Source organism: Streptomyces carminius, assembly GCF_002794255.1.
GTDB lineage: Bacteria > Actinomycetota > Actinomycetes > Streptomycetales > Streptomycetaceae > Streptomyces > Streptomyces carminius.
Map to the genome: position 1 here is coordinate 113,857 of NZ_PGGW01000068.1, position 14,717 is coordinate 128,573.

The 14,717-nt window shown below is 73.7% G+C and carries 15 protein-coding genes; 9 read left to right on the forward strand and 6 right to left on the reverse strand.

Annotation, left to right across the window (positions count from 1 at the left end):
- Window positions 1-174 precede the first annotated feature (174 nt).
- Genes CUT44_RS26955 through CUT44_RS26965 form a run of 3 tightly spaced genes read left to right on the forward strand, consistent with a single transcriptional unit; the run spans window position 175 to window position 3,254 of the window.
- Window positions 175-1,962: a hypothetical protein gene (locus tag CUT44_RS26955; protein ID WP_199185853.1), complete on the forward strand. Its 1,788-nt coding sequence runs from the start codon at window positions 175-177 to the stop codon at window positions 1,960-1,962.
- Complete coding sequence (locus tag CUT44_RS26960) at window positions 1,949-2,323, forward strand: hypothetical protein (RefSeq protein ID WP_100204576.1); 375 nt, start codon at window positions 1,949-1,951, stop codon at window positions 2,321-2,323. The genes CUT44_RS26955 and CUT44_RS26960 overlap by 14 nt, the downstream gene beginning before the upstream one ends.
- A gap of 22 nt (window positions 2,324-2,345) precedes the next feature.
- A complete protein-coding gene (locus CUT44_RS26965) occupies window positions 2,346-3,254 on the forward strand; it encodes a hypothetical protein (protein ID WP_100204577.1) in 909 nt (302 codons plus the stop codon).
- A 61-nt stretch (window positions 3,255-3,315) separates the two neighbouring features.
- Here CUT44_RS26965 and CUT44_RS26970 read toward each other — a convergent pair whose 3' ends face one another.
- The 3 genes from CUT44_RS26970 to rocD form a co-directional block, all read right to left on the reverse strand.
- Window positions 3,316-3,909 carry a Uma2 family endonuclease gene (locus CUT44_RS26970; protein ID WP_100204578.1) on the reverse strand — a complete coding sequence of 198 codons (594 nt, stop codon included), beginning with the start codon at window positions 3,907-3,909 and terminating at the stop codon, window positions 3,316-3,318.
- A 210-nt stretch (window positions 3,910-4,119) separates the two neighbouring features.
- Window positions 4,120-4,623 carry a carboxymuconolactone decarboxylase family protein gene (locus tag CUT44_RS26975; protein ID WP_199185854.1) on the reverse strand — a complete coding sequence of 168 codons (504 nt, stop codon included), beginning with the start codon at window positions 4,621-4,623 and terminating at the stop codon, window positions 4,120-4,122.
- 100 nt (window positions 4,624-4,723) lie between these two features.
- Window positions 4,724-6,010: an ornithine--oxo-acid transaminase gene (rocD, locus tag CUT44_RS26980; protein WP_100204580.1), complete on the reverse strand. Its 1,287-nt coding sequence runs from the start codon at window positions 6,008-6,010 to the stop codon at window positions 4,724-4,726.
- 246 nt (window positions 6,011-6,256) lie between these two features.
- Between rocD and trpS the strand changes: the two genes are divergently transcribed.
- Together trpS and CUT44_RS26990 are read left to right on the forward strand one after the other, a co-directional pair.
- A complete protein-coding gene (gene trpS, locus CUT44_RS26985) occupies window positions 6,257-7,282 on the forward strand; it encodes a tryptophan--tRNA ligase (protein WP_100204581.1) in 1,026 nt (341 codons plus the stop codon).
- A gap of 71 nt (window positions 7,283-7,353) precedes the next feature.
- The gene (locus CUT44_RS26990; RefSeq protein ID WP_100204582.1) at window positions 7,354-7,938 is read left to right on the forward strand and encodes a 2'-5' RNA ligase family protein; all 585 of its coding nucleotides are present in this window, start codon (window positions 7,354-7,356) and stop codon (window positions 7,936-7,938) included.
- A 44-nt stretch (window positions 7,939-7,982) separates the two neighbouring features.
- On the opposite strand, the gene CUT44_RS26995 is transcribed toward CUT44_RS26990, so the two are convergent.
- Window positions 7,983-9,431 carry a D-alanyl-D-alanine carboxypeptidase family protein gene (locus CUT44_RS26995; protein ID WP_408646804.1) on the reverse strand — a complete coding sequence of 483 codons (1,449 nt, stop codon included), beginning with the start codon at window positions 9,429-9,431 and terminating at the stop codon, window positions 7,983-7,985.
- A gap of 111 nt (window positions 9,432-9,542) precedes the next feature.
- On the opposite strand from CUT44_RS26995, the gene CUT44_RS34305 reads away from it, so the two are divergent.
- The 4 genes from CUT44_RS34305 to CUT44_RS27010 all read left to right on the forward strand — a co-directional run bounded on the left by CUT44_RS34305 (window position 9,543) and on the right by CUT44_RS27010 (window position 13,435).
- Window positions 9,543-9,785, forward strand: coding sequence for an SCO4848 family membrane protein (locus CUT44_RS34305; protein ID WP_233221692.1), 243 nt, complete (start codon window positions 9,543-9,545; stop codon window positions 9,783-9,785).
- A gap of 73 nt (window positions 9,786-9,858) precedes the next feature.
- Window positions 9,859-11,235, forward strand: coding sequence for a metallophosphoesterase (locus CUT44_RS27000; RefSeq protein ID WP_100204583.1), 1,377 nt, complete (start codon window positions 9,859-9,861; stop codon window positions 11,233-11,235).
- A gap of 148 nt (window positions 11,236-11,383) precedes the next feature.
- Window positions 11,384-12,952, forward strand: a complete 1,569-nt coding sequence (locus CUT44_RS27005) for an ABC transporter substrate-binding protein (RefSeq protein ID WP_100204584.1) — start codon at window positions 11,384-11,386, stop codon at window positions 12,950-12,952.
- Window positions 12,953-13,078: 126 nt separating this feature from the next.
- On the forward strand, window positions 13,079-13,435 hold the full coding sequence (locus CUT44_RS27010) for a hypothetical protein (protein ID WP_100204585.1): 357 nt from the start codon (window positions 13,079-13,081) through the stop codon (window positions 13,433-13,435).
- Window positions 13,436-13,452: 17 nt separating this feature from the next.
- Here CUT44_RS27010 and CUT44_RS27015 read toward each other — a convergent pair whose 3' ends face one another.
- Together CUT44_RS27015 and CUT44_RS27020 are read right to left on the reverse strand one after the other, a co-directional pair.
- Window positions 13,453-14,049: a TetR/AcrR family transcriptional regulator gene (locus CUT44_RS27015; RefSeq protein ID WP_107488071.1), complete on the reverse strand. Its 597-nt coding sequence runs from the start codon at window positions 14,047-14,049 to the stop codon at window positions 13,453-13,455.
- Complete coding sequence (locus CUT44_RS27020) at window positions 14,046-14,411, reverse strand: DUF1304 domain-containing protein (protein WP_100204613.1); 366 nt, start codon at window positions 14,409-14,411, stop codon at window positions 14,046-14,048. Before CUT44_RS27020 ends, CUT44_RS27015 begins: the two co-directional genes overlap by 4 nt.
- Between the last annotated feature and the right edge of the window lie 306 nt (window positions 14,412-14,717).

Here is a 14,717-nt window from a genome sequence, read left to right on the forward strand (position 1 = left end):
CTCCCGGACACCGCCCCGGTGTCCGGGAGCCGGAGCGTTCGGGGCCGGTGCGTTCCACGCAACGGCCCCCAATGGGCCCATTCGGGTGACGTACCGCGTCCGCGCCCCTACCCTGGGTCGATATTCGACGACAACTTCCTTTTTTCGCAGGGGAGTTCGACCACGGGGGGATGCGTGCCACCCCAGCACACCGCGACCGTACCGGCCCAGCCGTCTCCCGCCGACCGGGCCGGACCGCCACCCGGTCCCGCGTACCGCAGCGAGGCCACCCGGCTGCTGTGCGCGGGCACCTATCTGGACGCCGACTTCCGGGACGCCGTCATCGACGAGCTCTACGTCCACGAGGAGCGTGTCACCGCCCCCTCCTCCGGCACCGACACCGCCCGGGTGCTCGCCCACGCGCTGCGCGCCCGCCGGCTGGAGGCGGGGTGGGCCGCGGCCGTCCTGCTCCTGTGCGTGCTGGGAGTGGTGCTGGGCGGCTACGCCTTCGCGCTGTTCCTGGTGCCGTGCGTGCTGCTGACGCTGGCGGCCCGGCTCCGCGGCGGCGTCCCGGGCCCGTTCCGCACCGACCACCCCGGCAGCCACGACGTCTCCCGGTTCCGCCGGCTGGTCGCCGGATACCTGCGCCTGACGGGCTGGTGGCTCATGGCGCTCTACCTGGTGACGGTGCTCGGCGCCGCCTTCGACGACGACGGGCGGGAACCGGGATACGACGCGGGATACGGGAGCACCTCGTCGGGTGGCGACCTGTCCGTCCCGGAGATCGGGACCGGCGCGGCCTGGGCGGTGCTTCTGATCCCGCCGGTCCTGGCGGCGTGCGTCGCCCTCCACCGCAGGCAGATCGCCGCGGTGCTCGGCGGCGACCTGCGCCCGGACGTCTTCACCGCCCCGGACCGCGCGGACGAGGCCGAGCGGACGGCCGGACGGCGCTTCGCGCGGATCGCCGCGCTGATCAGGCGCGAACAGCACTCGCCGCTGGTCCTCTACCACGTCCAGCACCCCTTCCTCGGCGCGGGCACCCCCCAGGAGGCGTGGACCCTCGCCGTGGAGCTGCGCCCCCAGACCGGCCGGAAGCAGATCCCGCTCGACAACCGGGAGATCCTGCGGCGGATCGAGCCGCTGGTACGGGCACTCGCCGTCCCGGCGGGCGGGGACGGCGAACGGGCGGACCGGGTGCGCGACCGGCTGCGCCGGCTGGAGATCGACGAGTGCGTCTTCGTGCCGGTCACCGGACTGCCCCTGCGCTCGGCGGCCCCCCTGGAGCCCCGCCACTTCCGGGCCGAGCGGGAGCGCGCGGTGGAGGAGGGCGGGGAGCACCGCAGGCACTTCCTGCGGATCCGGGTCGGAGCCTGGGAGCAGGAGGTGGTCACCACGGTCTTCGTCCGCGTCCACACCCAGGGGCGGCTGCTGGTGCTGGAGATCGCGCCGCACGTGCTGCGGCCGGTGAACCCCGACTTCCACACCGCGGACCGGGTGGCCGAGACGTACCGCCGCACCGGCCCGGCCGGCCGGGTGCTCTGGGCGCTGGGCCGTACCCCGGCCTTCACCGTCCACTCCCTCCTCCACACCACCCGCGGCGTCGCGCTCCTGTGGCGGATGTGGACCGGCGGCAACGCGGCGGCCCCGGCGGACGGCCCCTGGTGCTCCGTCCGCGAGCTCGGCGGTGACCAGGCGGCCTCCACCTTCCAGGAGATGGACGTCAGCCGCTATCTGAAGTCCGTTCAGGACCGGGTGGCCAACGGAGTGCGGGAGGCACTCGACGCGGCGGGCTGGCAGACCGGCGAGTTCGCCCAGCAGGTCGTCAACGTCAGTGGCGTGTACGTCGGTTCGGCCGAGAACAGTGCCATCGCCGTGGGCAGCCACATCGACCTGGAGAACAAGCACACGACACCGGCGGCAACGACAGCGGCAACGGCAACGACAGCGGCAACGGCAACGGGAGGCAGCGATGGGGACGGCTGACGGCGGGACCGGCACCGGCGGCACGTACATCGGGAGCGCGAGCAACAGCGCCGTCTCGGTCGGCGACAACAACACGGTGCGCAACGAGGTCGTCTCCGCCCCGGCGGACGGCGGCCACCGGGAACTGCTCCGGGCGGTACGCGAACTGCGGGAGGACCTGGCACGGCTCGTGACGACCCCCGAGACCCGCGCCCTCCGGGAGGAACTGGACGGCGCCGAGGAGGAGATCCGCAGCACCGGGCAGGCCGGAGCCACCCGGCGGGAGAGCCTGCGGCAGCGGCTCCAGGACGCCGCCACCGCCGTGGGGGCGCTGGCCTCCGGCGCGGCCGTCGGACAGGCGCTGGCCGCGCTGGGCGGCTGAGGACACGGGGAACGGGGATCACATGGACAGCAGCACCGACACCCGTACCGGCCCGGAGCACACCGAGCCGTACTGGGACGAGGACGCCGCACACTGGGTGACGGGTGTTCCGGCCCCGCCCCCCTTCCGGCTCCGCCAGTGGCGGCTGCCGGACCGGGTGTGGCCCCTGCCCCCGGACCACGCCCGGAAGGTGGCCGCCGTGGCCGCCGCGGCGGTGCTGGCCACCGGCGGCGGTGTCGGCTGGGCGCTGTGGGACGGGGACGACGGGACGGAGCGGACGCCGGGAGCGGACACCGCCCCGGTGGACGGCGGTGTGCCGGAGGACGGGTTCCCGCTCTCCTCACCGTCCCCCACGCCGCCCGGTCCCTCCTCCGACTCCGCCGACTCCGCCGGCTCCTTCTCCGACGCCTTCCCCTCCGAACCGGCCGGGTCCCCGGAAGGACCGCCGGAGGGCATGCGGCGCGTGCGGGACGAGGCGGGTTTCACCCTCGACGTGCCCGAGGGGTGGGAGCGCAGCGAGAACGAGCAGGGCGTCTTCTACACCTCGCCCGACGGGGCGAGTCTCCTCCAGGTGTTCTCCCTCACCGAGGTGGGGCAGACGCCGCGCGAGGCGCTGGAGGTGGCGGAGGAAGGCGTCTCCGCCAATCCCGGCTACGAGCTGATCCGGCTGGCGGAGACAGGCCCGGACGCCGCGGAGCTGGAGTACGCCTACGACAGCGAGGAGGCCGGCGGACGGCGCCGGGTGATCGACCGGGCCTTCGAGGCCGCCGACGGCGTGCAGTACGCGGTGCTGGTCGCCGGCCCCGCCGACGACTGGCCCACCTACCGGAGACTGCACCGGGACGTACTGGCCGCCTTCTGCCCCGGGGACCTCTGCCCGGCGGGCCCCGCCGACCCCACCGACGCGGATCCGTTCGGCGGGACCGGGTGACCCGGGTGACCCGGGTGACGCCTCCGGGGCCGGTGCGCCGCCGCACCGGCCCCGGCCCGGTTCACTCCCGCACGAACGCCGAGGTGTCGATCTCCAGACCGAACGGCTCGGGAAGCGCGAGCTTCTCGCCGAACAGCACCCGGTGCTCCACCCGGTACCGGCCCGCCCCGTCGGGCTCGGCGAACACCGTCGCGCTCCCCTCCCCGTCGAGCGGATCCACCAGCAGGTACAGCGGCACCCGCGACCGGCCGTAGCCGCGCAGCTTGTTCTTGCGGTCCCGCAGCACGGTGGCCATCGAGGTGATCTCCCCGACGAGCAGCACGTCCTCGGGGGCGATCTGCCACTCCCGGTCGCTGTGCAGCACCGCCGACTCGCAGACGAGGAGGTCGGGGACGTAGCGCTCGTCGGTCGCGGGGAGGGCGACGGTGGTGGTGTTGGTGACCATCCAGTCGTCAGGAGTGCCGCGGTCCACCATGCGGTGCAACTGGGCGTAGATCCAGTTGTGGAAGTTCGTGGGCGTCGGTGAGATGACGATCTCCCCCCCGATGAACTCGGCTCGCTGACCGTCCGGCAGTTCGAGCTGCGCGTAGGTCCGGAGCATGTCGTCCAACTCCTGCTGGTCGGGCAGCGGCGCCGTCATCACGAGACCTCCCATGCGGGCCCCCTCTCTGTGGCTGTGCACCTTCGTGCCGTACTGCCTGCCTTCACGGGGGCTGTCACCATCATGCGCCACACCTGGGCGCCGGGCAGGGAAACCGCCCCCACCCGGTGCAACGAACCGCGGGGCGACAGGACACGACGGGCCCGGCGCTCACGCGGAGCGCCGGGCCCGTCCGGCCGGTTCCCGCCGGAGGCGGGGAGACGGTTACCGCTTGCCGCCGTCCCGGAGGGAGGCGGGGAGCGCGCGGGTGGTCACCTGGAAGCGGTTCCAGGCGTTGATGGCGATGATCTGGGCGATCAGCCGGGCCAGCTCGGCCTCGTCGAAGTGCTCCGCCGCCCGCTCGTACACCTCGTCCGGGACGAAGTGCCCCTGCGGGGTGCCGCCGTCCAGCGAGGTGACCGCCTCGGTGAGGGCGAGCGCCGCCTGCTCCTTCTCGCTGTAGAGGCCGGGCGACTCCTCCCAGGCGTCGAGCAGGTCCAGCCGCAGCTGGGACTCGCCCGCCTTCCGGGCCTCGGTCAGATGCATGTCGAGGCAGAAGGCGCACTTGTTGAGCTGGGAGGCCCGGATCTTCACCAGTTCGGCGATCACCGGGTCCAGCCCCTCGGCCGCGGCGGCCTGGAAGGCGGACATCCCCTTGTAGACCTCGGGGGCGACCTTCCAGAGATCCATGCGCGGGCCGTGTACGGGAGCGTTCCGATCCGTCGTCATGAGGCAGATCATAAAGGGGTGTCGGTCCGTGGTCATGGGCATTTTCCGTACCGGAGCCGTGGGCCGTTCCGGCGGTGGCCCGCCGCCCCGGCCCGCCCCGTCAGCCGCCCAGCAGCACCGCACGGAGCTGTTCCAGCCCCCAGTCCAGGTCCTCCTCGCGGATCACCAGCGGCGGCGCGATGCGGATGGTCGAGCCGTGGGTGTCCTTCACCAGCACGCCCCGCTCCAGCAGCCGCTCGGAGATCTCCCGGCCCGTGCCCAGGGCCGGGTCGATGTCCACCCCCGCCCACAGCCCCCGTCCGCGTACCGCCCGCACCGCGCCGCCGTCCGCCAGGGCGCCCAGCTCGCGGTGCAGGCGGTCGCCCAGTTCCGCGGCCCGCCGCTGGTACTCGCCGGTGCGCAGCATGGCGATCACCTCCAGCGCCACCGCGCAGGCCAGCGGGTTGCCGCCGAACGTCGAGCCGTGCTCGCCGGGCCGGAAGACGCCCAGCACCTCCGCCGAGGAGACCACCGCGGACACCGGCACGATGCCGCCGCCGAGCGCCTTGCCGAGCACGTAGACGTCCGGGACGACGCCCTCGTGCTCGCAGGCGAGGGTCCGTCCGGTGCGGCCCAGGCCCGACTGGATCTCGTCCGCCATGAACAGCACGTTCCGCTCCCGGGTCAGCTCGCGCACCCCCGCCAGATAGCCCGGCGGCGGCACCAGCACCCCCGCCTCGCCCTGGATCGGCTCCAGCAGCACGGCCACGGTGTCGTCGCCGTTCGCGTCGAGCACGGCCTCCAGCGCCGCCAGGTCGCCGTAGGGGACGGTGTCGAAGCCCGGGGTGTAGGGGGCGTAGTCGGCGCGGGCCTCGGGGTCGGTGGAGAAGCTGACGATCGTGGTGGTGCGGCCGTGGAAGTTGTTCTCCGCGACGACGATCCTGGCCTGCCCCGCGGGCACGCCCTTGACCCGGTAGCCCCACTTGCGGGCCGTCTTGACCGCGGTCTCCACGGCCTCCGCGCCGGTGTTCATCGGCAGGACGGTCTCCATGCCGCACAGCTCGGCCAGTTCGGCGCAGAAGGCCGCGAAGTGGTCGTGGTGGAAGGCGCGGGAGGTGAGGGTGAGCTTCTCCAGCTGCTCCCGGGCGGCCGCCAGCAGCCGGGGGTGGCCATGGCCGAAGTTGAGTGCCGAGTAGCCGGCGAGCAGGTCGAGGTGGCGCCGGCCGGTGACGTCGGTCAGCCACGCCCCCCGCCCGGAGGAGATGACGACCGGCAGGGGGTGGTAGTTGTGCGCGCTGTGCGCGCCGGCGGCGGCGATCAGTTCCGCGGGGTCCGCGGTGGAGTCTGTGGCGGGGTCCGCGGCGGGACCTGTCGCGGGGTCTGCCGGGAGTTCCGCTGGGGCAGCCATGGCAACGCTCCGGTTCGGTTCGGCGGTCGGTTCGGCACAGGGGCGTCGGCACCGGCGATCGTGCGGTGGCAGCCGCGTGTGACGCCTGTCTCTATCGTCGTACACCCGCCTTCCCGGGAAACCCTGCCGGCTCTTCCCTCCGGGACTCTCCCGTCTCCCACCTGGGGTTCTCCGCCGCGCGCCCACCGCCGAAGACGCCCCGGCACACGGGTGAGCATCCCCGGGGGGCTCTGCGAGAATGGCGCCATGGCCACTGACCGTCCCCGTGTACTCTCCGGCATCCAGCCCACCGCGGGCTCGTTCCACCTCGGCAACTATCTCGGTGCCGTACGCCAGTGGGTCGAGCTGCAGGACACCCACGACGCCTTCTACGCGGTCGTCGACCTGCACGCCATCACGGTCCCGCAGGACCCGGAGGAGCTGCGGGCCGCCACCCGGCTGGCCGCCGCCCAGTTGCTGGCCGCCGGACTGGACCCCGACCGCTGCACCCTCTTCGTCCAGAGCCACGTGCCCGAGCACACCCAGCTCGCCTGGGTGATGAACTGCCTCACCGGTTTCGGCGAGGCCTCGCGCATGACCCAGTTCAAGGACAAGAGCGCGCGGCAGGGCGCCGAGGCGACGACGGTCGGCCTGTTCACCTACCCGGTCCTCCAGGTCGCGGACATCCTGCTGTACCAGGCCGACCGGGTGCCGGTGGGCGAGGACCAGCGCCAGCACATCGAGCTGACCCGCGATGTCGCCGAGCGCTTCAACAGCCGCTACGGCCACACCTTCACCGTCCCCTCCCCGTACATCCTCAGGGAGACGGCGAAGATCTACGACCTGCAGGACCCGACGGTCAAGATGAGCAAGTCGGCGGCCTCCCACAAGGGCGTGATCAGCCTGCTCGACGAGGCGAAGGTCTCGGCGAAGAAGATCAGGAGCGCGGTGACCGACACCGGGACCGAGATCCGCCACGACGAGAAGGAGAAGCCCGGCATCAGCAACCTGCTGGTGATCTACTCCACACTCACCGGCACCGGCATCCCGGAACTGGAGCAGCAGTACGCGGGCAAGGGTTACGGTGCCCTCAAGACGGACCTCGCCGAGGTCGTCGCCGCCTGGGTGGCGCCGTTCCGGGAGCGCACCCAGGAATATCTGGACGATCCCGGAACGCTGGACTCCGTGCTGGCCAAGGGGGCGGAGAAGGCGCGTGCGGTGGCCGCGGAGACACTGGCCGCGGCGTACGGGAAGGTGGGCTTCGTGCCCGCCAGGGTCCCCGCCCGGCACTGACCGGCGCCGGCCGGCACCGAGCGGACAGACGGGGGAACGGAACGGACAGGGGAACGAGGAAGGAGAAGCTCGTGGGCACCGTCACGCTCGGCGTATCCATCGCGGTCCCGGAGCCCTACGGCAGCCTGCTCCAGCGGCGGCGCACGGGTTTCGGCGACACCGCGGCCCATGGCATTCCGACCCACGTGACCCTGCTGCCGCCCACCGAGGTGGACACCGCGCGCCGCCCCGAGATCGAGCACCACCTCGCCGCGGTGGCCGCGGCCGGGGACTCCTTCGCCATGCGGCTGTCGGGCACGGGCACCTTCCGCCCGCTGTCGCCGGTGGTCTTCGTCCGGGTCGTCGAGGGCGCCTCGTCCTGCGGCCGGCTCCAGGAGCGGATCCGCGACAAGGACGGTCCGCTGGTGCGCGAGCTGCAGTTCCCGTACCACCCGCACGTCACGATCGCCCACGGCATCGCCGAGGACGCGCTGGACCGGGCGTACACCGAACTCGCCGACTTCGAGGCGGCCTGGACGGTGGCCGGCTTCGCGCTGTACGAGCAGGGCGGGGACGGGGTGTGGCGCCTCCAGCGCGAGTTCGCCTTCGGTCCCGGGGCGCTGCCGCTGCCGCAGCAGCCCGCCGTCCTGTGCAGACCGCCGGCCCCCTCGCTCTGAGGTAAGGGGGCCGGCGTGCCGGGGCCGGGGGCCGGCCGGTCCGCTCAGGATCCGTCCGCCGGGCTCCCGGGCCGTCCCGGTTCCGCCGGGCCGCCCGCGCCGTCCGGCCCGTCCACCGCCCGCCGGGGCGGCTCCGCCGGGCCGGGGTTCTCCGGGCTGCCGAGCACCGCGGGCCGCCGCGGGCCGCGTCCCGGCCGGGCCGCGGCGGCCCCGGGGGGCCGGTCCCGGCGCATGCCGTACGCTCCCGCGCCGAGCACGGCGAGGACCGCGGCCAGGGCCGTCAGTGCCGTACCGGCGCCGCCCGACGAGGGCTGGGCGCCGGACGCCGTGGGGCCGGAGGGCCGTGCCACGCCGGCGTCCTCGCCGCCGGGACCGTCGTCGGTGTTCTTGCCCTCACCGTCGCGTGCGCCCCGGGGCGCCACCAGTTCACCGACCGGCTCGACCCGGTCCGCGGCGGCGAAGCCCCAGTCGAGGAGCTCGGCGGCCTCCTCGTAGACCCGTACGCCGCCCTCCTCGGGGTGCATGGTGGTCACCAGCAGCACCCGGTCGCCGCGCTCGGCGACACCGGTGAAGGTGAACCCGGCCTTGGAGGTGTAGCCGTTCTTGATCCCGGCGAGACCCTTGTACGGCTCCAGGCCCGGGGTGCCGGTGAGCAGCCGGTTGGTGTTCTGGATCTCGAATGTCTCCCGTTCGCTCTTGCCGGTCTTCTTGTCCTTCTTCACCAGGCCGGGGAACTGGGCCCGGACGGTCGCCGCGTACTCGCGGAAGTCCGGCTTCTGCATCCCGGAGCGGGCGAACAGCGTCAGGTCGTACGCGGAGGAGACCTGTCCCGGGGCGTCGTAGCCGTCGGGACTGACGACATGGGTGTCGGCCGCGCCCAGCCTGCGGGCGTGCTCGTTCATCTCCCGCACGGTTTTCTCCTTGCCGCCGTTCATGGCGGACAGGACGTGCACGGCGTCGTTGCCGGAGCGGAGGAAGACGCCCAGCCACAGGTCGTGGACCGTGTAGGTGAGGTTCTCCTTGACGCCGACGAGACTGCTGCCCGGACCGAGCTCCGCCAGGTTCTCCGGGGTGACCTTGTGGACGGTGTCCCTGTCGAACTTCGGCAGCAGCGTGTCGGCGAACAGCATCTTGATGGTGCTGGCCGGGGCGAGCGGCCAGTGCGCGTTCTTCGCCGCCAGTACGTCGCCGGTCTCGGCGTCCGCGACGATCCAGGCGCGCGAACTGGTCGACTCCGGCAGCGCGGGTGCCCCGGCCAGGGGTGCTATCTGGACCCCGGGCAGGCCGAGGCGTTCACCGCCGACGGTGGACATGTTCGCGGGCGGACTCGGCTGCGCCGGCCCGTCCGCCGGGGACGGGGACGGGGACGGGGCCGCGGCGGCCGGTGCGCCGGCGAGCAGACAGGACAGGAGAAGGAGGGGGGTGGCGGCCACGAGGCCGCGGGCGCCGCGCACGCGGCGCGCCCGGATGATTACGGGGTGAGTCGTGGACACGCAGCGAACGTACCGGCATATCGGCGACGCGGCGCTGCCGAGGGGACCATCGCGGTGGTCCCTACCGCCCCTGCCGGTGATTCCGTTGGTCCGATAGACATACTGAGAGGTGTGGAACTCTCCCGACCCGTCTCGTGGTTCCTGCTCGCCTTCGGAGTGTGGAGCTGGTTCCTGTGGCCCAACTTCATCAGGAACCTGTGGAAGGACACCAGCGGCCTGGCGTTCGACGGCGCGGGCGACCCGACCGCCTACTTCTGGATCCATCTGCTGATGGCCCTCACCTCGCTCGTACTGGGCACGGGCGTCGGGGTCGTCGGGCTGCGCGGGGTGCGCGCGCTGCGCGCCGCCCGGTGAGAGACGGAACACCCGACCGGCCGCGGAACGTTGCGCGGGGGACGGGCAAGCGGGCAGGGGAGTGGAACGGGGCATGATCGTGGTCTTCATAGCCGTCGCGGTGCTGGTGGTCGGCCTGCTGGTGGCGGCGCACTGGTACGTGTGGCGCCGCGTGGTGCGCGATGTGGCGGCGCGCGGCACCTGGTACAGACGGGTGGGCACGGCGCTGGTCGTCCTGCTGCCGCTCACCACCGTCGCGACCCAGGTCGCCCACCGTGCCGGGCTGCCCTTCGCCGTGGAGCGCGTACTGGCCTGGCCGGGCTACCTCTGGCTCGCCGTGCTGCTCTACCTGGTGCTGGCCCTGCTGGTGGGCGAGGCCGTACGGCCGCTGCTGCGCCGCTTCCTGGCGCGGCGGGACGCCGCCCGCGCGCCCCGGGGCCCCCAAGGCGCCGAGGACCCGGAGAGCGCGGCCGGAGCGGCCGGGTCCGCCGGTTCCGCCGAGCGGGCCGAGCCGTCCGGCGGCGGTACGGCCGCCGCCGGACGCGCCCCCACCGCCCTGGCGGTGCGCGGCGGCGACGGAGACAGCGACGGGGACGGCGGCGGGGTCGCGTCCGCCGCCGGGGCGGACCGCCCGGCCCCCGCCGGACCCTCACGGCGGCTGTTCGTGGCGCGCACCGTGGCCGTCGCCGCGGGCACCGTGGCGGCGGGCACCGTCGGGTACGGCACCTACGGCGTGCTGCGGGGCCCGCGGCTCAAGCGCGTCACCGTACCGCTGGCCAAGCTGCCCCGGGCCGCCCACGGCTACCGCATCGCCGTGGTCAGCGACATCCACCTCGGTCCCCTCCTGGGCCGTGCCCACACCCAGCGCATCGTGGACACCATCAACCGGACGGACCCCGACCTGGTCGCCGTCGTCGGCGACCTGGTGGACGGCAGCGTGGCCGACCTCGGCCCGGCCGCCGAGCCGCTGTCGCGGCTGCGCTCCCGGGACGGCTCGTACTTCGTCACCGGCAACCACGAGTACTTCGGCGACGCCGGCGAGTGGGTCGACCACGTCCGCGAGCTGGGTGTGGAACCGCTGGAGAACGCCCGCCGCGAGCTGCCCCACTTCGACCTGGCGGGCGTCAACGACCTTCAGGGCGAGGCGGAGGGCCAGGGCCCGGACTTCCGGCGCGCGCTCGGCGACCGCGACACCTCCCGGGCGGCGGTCCTCCTGGCCCACCAGCCGGTCCTGATCCACGAGGCGGTGGACCACGGGGTGGATCTCCAGCTCTCCGGCCACACCCACGGCGGCCAGATGTGGCCCGCCACCTATGTGGCCGGGCTGGCCAACCCCACCCTCGCGGGGCTGGAGAGCTACGGCGACACCCAGCTCTACGTCACCCGCGGGGCGGGCGCCTGGGGGCCGCCGGTGCGGGTGGGCGCCGAGTCGGACATCACCGTGGTGGAGCTGGCCGCGAAGCGGGCCTGAGCTTCCACCCCCGCACATCCGTAGGATTTATCCGACTGTAACCGGCCGACTCCTTCCGTTCTGCGATCTTTCTCCTGTTCTCTGAGGCCCTGGCGCGGTCCCGGTACCACGACCGTGCCACGGAAACGGTACGGAAGGGGACCGCCGTATGGGTGCGGCCGACAGCAAACGGGCCGTCTGGGCCGGAGTGATCGCGGGGGCGCTCGTCATCACGGGGGTCAGCGGCTGGGCCGTGAACCAGCAGTCCGGCACGGAGCAGCGGCTCATCACCGTGGGCACCACCGACCGGGTCACCTCGGTCGATCCGGCGGGCGCGCACGACCCGGGCTCCTGGCGGCTGATCAGCAACGTCTTCCAGTCGCTGATGACCTTCACCCCGGGCAGCGCCCAGCCGGCGCCGGACGCCGCCGAGCAGTGCCGCTTCACCAACAGCTCGCTCATGCGCTACAGCTGCACCCTGCGCCGGGGCCTGGAGTTCAGCGACGGCAGCCCGCTGACCGCGCAGGACGTCAAGCACTCCTTCGACCGGGTGCTGAAGATCAACCACCCGCGGGGGCCGGCCCGGGTGCTGGACACCCTGAAGGAGGTACGGGTGGTCGACGGGAAGGTGGAGTTCTGGCTGAAGAGCCCCGACGCCACCTTCCCGTACAAGATCGCCGGCGGCGCGGGCGCGATCGTCCCCGACGAGGTCTACCCGGCCGACGCGCTGCTGAGCGGGAACCGGGCGGTCGGCTCGGGCCCGTACGTCCTGCAGTCGTACGACCCGGGCAGCGCCGCGCGGCTGGCGCCCAACGGCAAGTACCGGGGCATGCTGGAGGACCGGCCCGCCCACATGGTGCTGGTGCGCTACTACGACCGGCCCACGGAGCTGCTCGGCGCCTGGCGCGAGAAGCTGATCGACGTCAGCACCGGTCAGCTGCCGCCCGAGGAGGCGGCCGAGATCAAACCCACCGACGAGGGCATCCGGGTCTACGAGCAGTCCGGACTCGGCATCCGTTCCCTGGCGTTCAACCACCGCCCCGGCTCGCCCACGGCCGAGCTCCCGGTCCGCCGGGCCGTCGCCTCCCTGGTGAGCCGCACGGCGCTGGCCGGCGGCGTCCACCGCCACATGGTGGAGCCGCTCTACTCGCTGATCCCGCAGGGCGTCAACGGCCACGGCGCGCCGTTCCACGAGCGCTACGGGGACCCCGACGCCGACGCCGCGCGGGAGTTCCTGGCGGAGGCGGGTATCACCGAACCGGTGCGCTTCGAGATCGCCCACTCCGGGGACGCGGCGGCGGCCGAGGACGCCGAGACGCTGCGCCTCCAGCTGGACGCCTCGGGCCTGTTCCGGGTCACCGTCCGGAAGTACGAGGAGGAGGAGTTCCGCCAGGGTGTGGCCGAGGGGGAGTTCGACGCCCACCTCGCCGACTGGTTCCCGGACTTCCCCGAGGCCGACGCGTACACCACGCCCCTGGTGGGCACGGACGGCGTCCACCGCACCGGGTACGGCGACAAGGAGATCGACAAGGCGATCGACAGGACCCGGCGCAGCTACGACCGGACCGCGGTGATCGAGGAGTTCGAGCGGATCGACCGGAAGGCGGCCACCGAGGTGCCGCTGCTCCCGCTGTGGCAGGAGAAGGAGCACGTGGTCAGCAAGGACGACATCTCCGGGGTGCAGTACCTGACGGACAACAGCGGCGTGTGGCGGCTGTGGGAGCTGGACCGCTTCTGAGGCCGGGCAGCCCGGGCTCCGCCCGCTCCCGGACGGCCGCTCCCGCCCCCGTACTCAGGCCGCGGACCGGCGGACTGAGCAGGAGGACTCATCCGGCCGGCCGGCGGGCGCCGTAGCGTCTCCGTCATGAAGCGCACCGACAGCGGCTCCGCCCCCGTGCCCCCGTCCCCGGGACGCTCCGGCGCCGACGGTGCCGGAGCGTCCCTCCTCGCGGTGCTGGTGGTCCTCACCGGAGCCTTCGCGGCCACCCTCGGACCGCTGCTGGCCGTCGCCTGCGAGTCCTGCCGGGACGGCGTCCGCGGCCCGCTGCGCTTCGGCGGTGCCCTCGCCGTCCTCGCGTGGTGCGCGGTGCCGCTCACCACCCTGGGAACGCTGCTCGGCATCCTGCTGTCCCGGCGCGGGGCGCGGGTGGGCGGCATCGGTCTGGGGGCGCTGCTGGTGCTGCTGGCCGCGATGCTGGTCCTCGGCCGGTTCACGGCCTGACCCGGCCCGGCCGCCGGTCAGGGGGGCGGCGGACCGAAGGCCCGGTGGACGGTGAGCACCAGGCGCCAGAGCTGGCGGGCCAGGTCCTCGGGGGCGGCCTCGACCAGACCGTGGAGCCAGTCGGCGAACACCCCGGTGAACGCGGCGGCGACGGCCGAGTCGGCCGCGGCGGCGTACGGCAGTCCGGCGCGCGCCCGTTCCCGCCGGGAGCGGTCCCGGAGCTCGCGGTGCAGCAGCTCCCCCAGGGGCCCGCCGCCACCGGGGTGGAGCAGCCCCCGGTACAGCCCGGCGCGGGCCGCCGCCGAGGTGAGGAACGCCGTGAGCGCGGGCGGGGGGACCGCCGGGTCCGGCGGGCCGTCGAAGGCGTGGACCGCCTCCACGGCGTCCCGCACCACCTCCGCGCAGGCGTCGACGGCCAGCGCCGGGAGGTCCTCGTAGTGCAGGTAGAAGGTGGCCCGGCCGACTCCCGCGCGGCGGACCACGGCCGAGACGCTGACCTCCGCCAGCGGGCGGTCGGCGCACTCGGCGAGCAGTGCCCGGCGCAGCCGTGCCCGGGTCCGTACGGTGCGCGGGTCCCGTCCCGCCGTCTCCTCGCCGCTCACCTGACCGCTCACCCGGCGAAGAGTACCGCCGCCAGGGCGAGCGTTCCGGGGACGACCTGGACGTACAGGATGTTGCGGACCCTGGTGCCGGCCACTCCGTAGACCCCGGCGACCAGGACGCAGGCCAGGAAGAAGACCGTCACCTGGAAGCCCACCGGGTCGTCCGCGGCCAGACCCCAGACCAGGCCGGCCGCCAGGAAGCCGTTGTACAGGCCCTGGTTGGCGGCCAGCGGGGCGGTGGTACGGGCCGTCTCCTCGTCCATGCCGAAGGCGGCGCGACCGCGCGGGCCCCGCCAGAGGAACATCTCCAGCACCGCGACGTACACGTGCAGCACCGCCACCACACCGACCAGCACCCCGGCGAGAACCCGCACCCCGGCCACCCTCTTTCCCGAACCGTGTTCCGGCCGCGACCCTCGCCGCCAATCCTGGACAACTGTACGGGAAGTTTCTGGACACCTGTTCAGGATTTGCCGGAGCGCCCGGCGGAGCGGGTGGCCGGGCGGAACGGGGGCGGCCCGGACGTGCCGCCCTCTCCTGGGTGACCTGGACGGGGCTCGCCGGAATGGTGGCGCCGGACGCGGAGCGCGGCGGTACGCGTCCGCGGTCCCGGAACGCTCCCGACAGCTGCCGCGCTCCCGACGGCTGCCGCGCGCCCGCCGCGGGCGGGCGGCCCGACG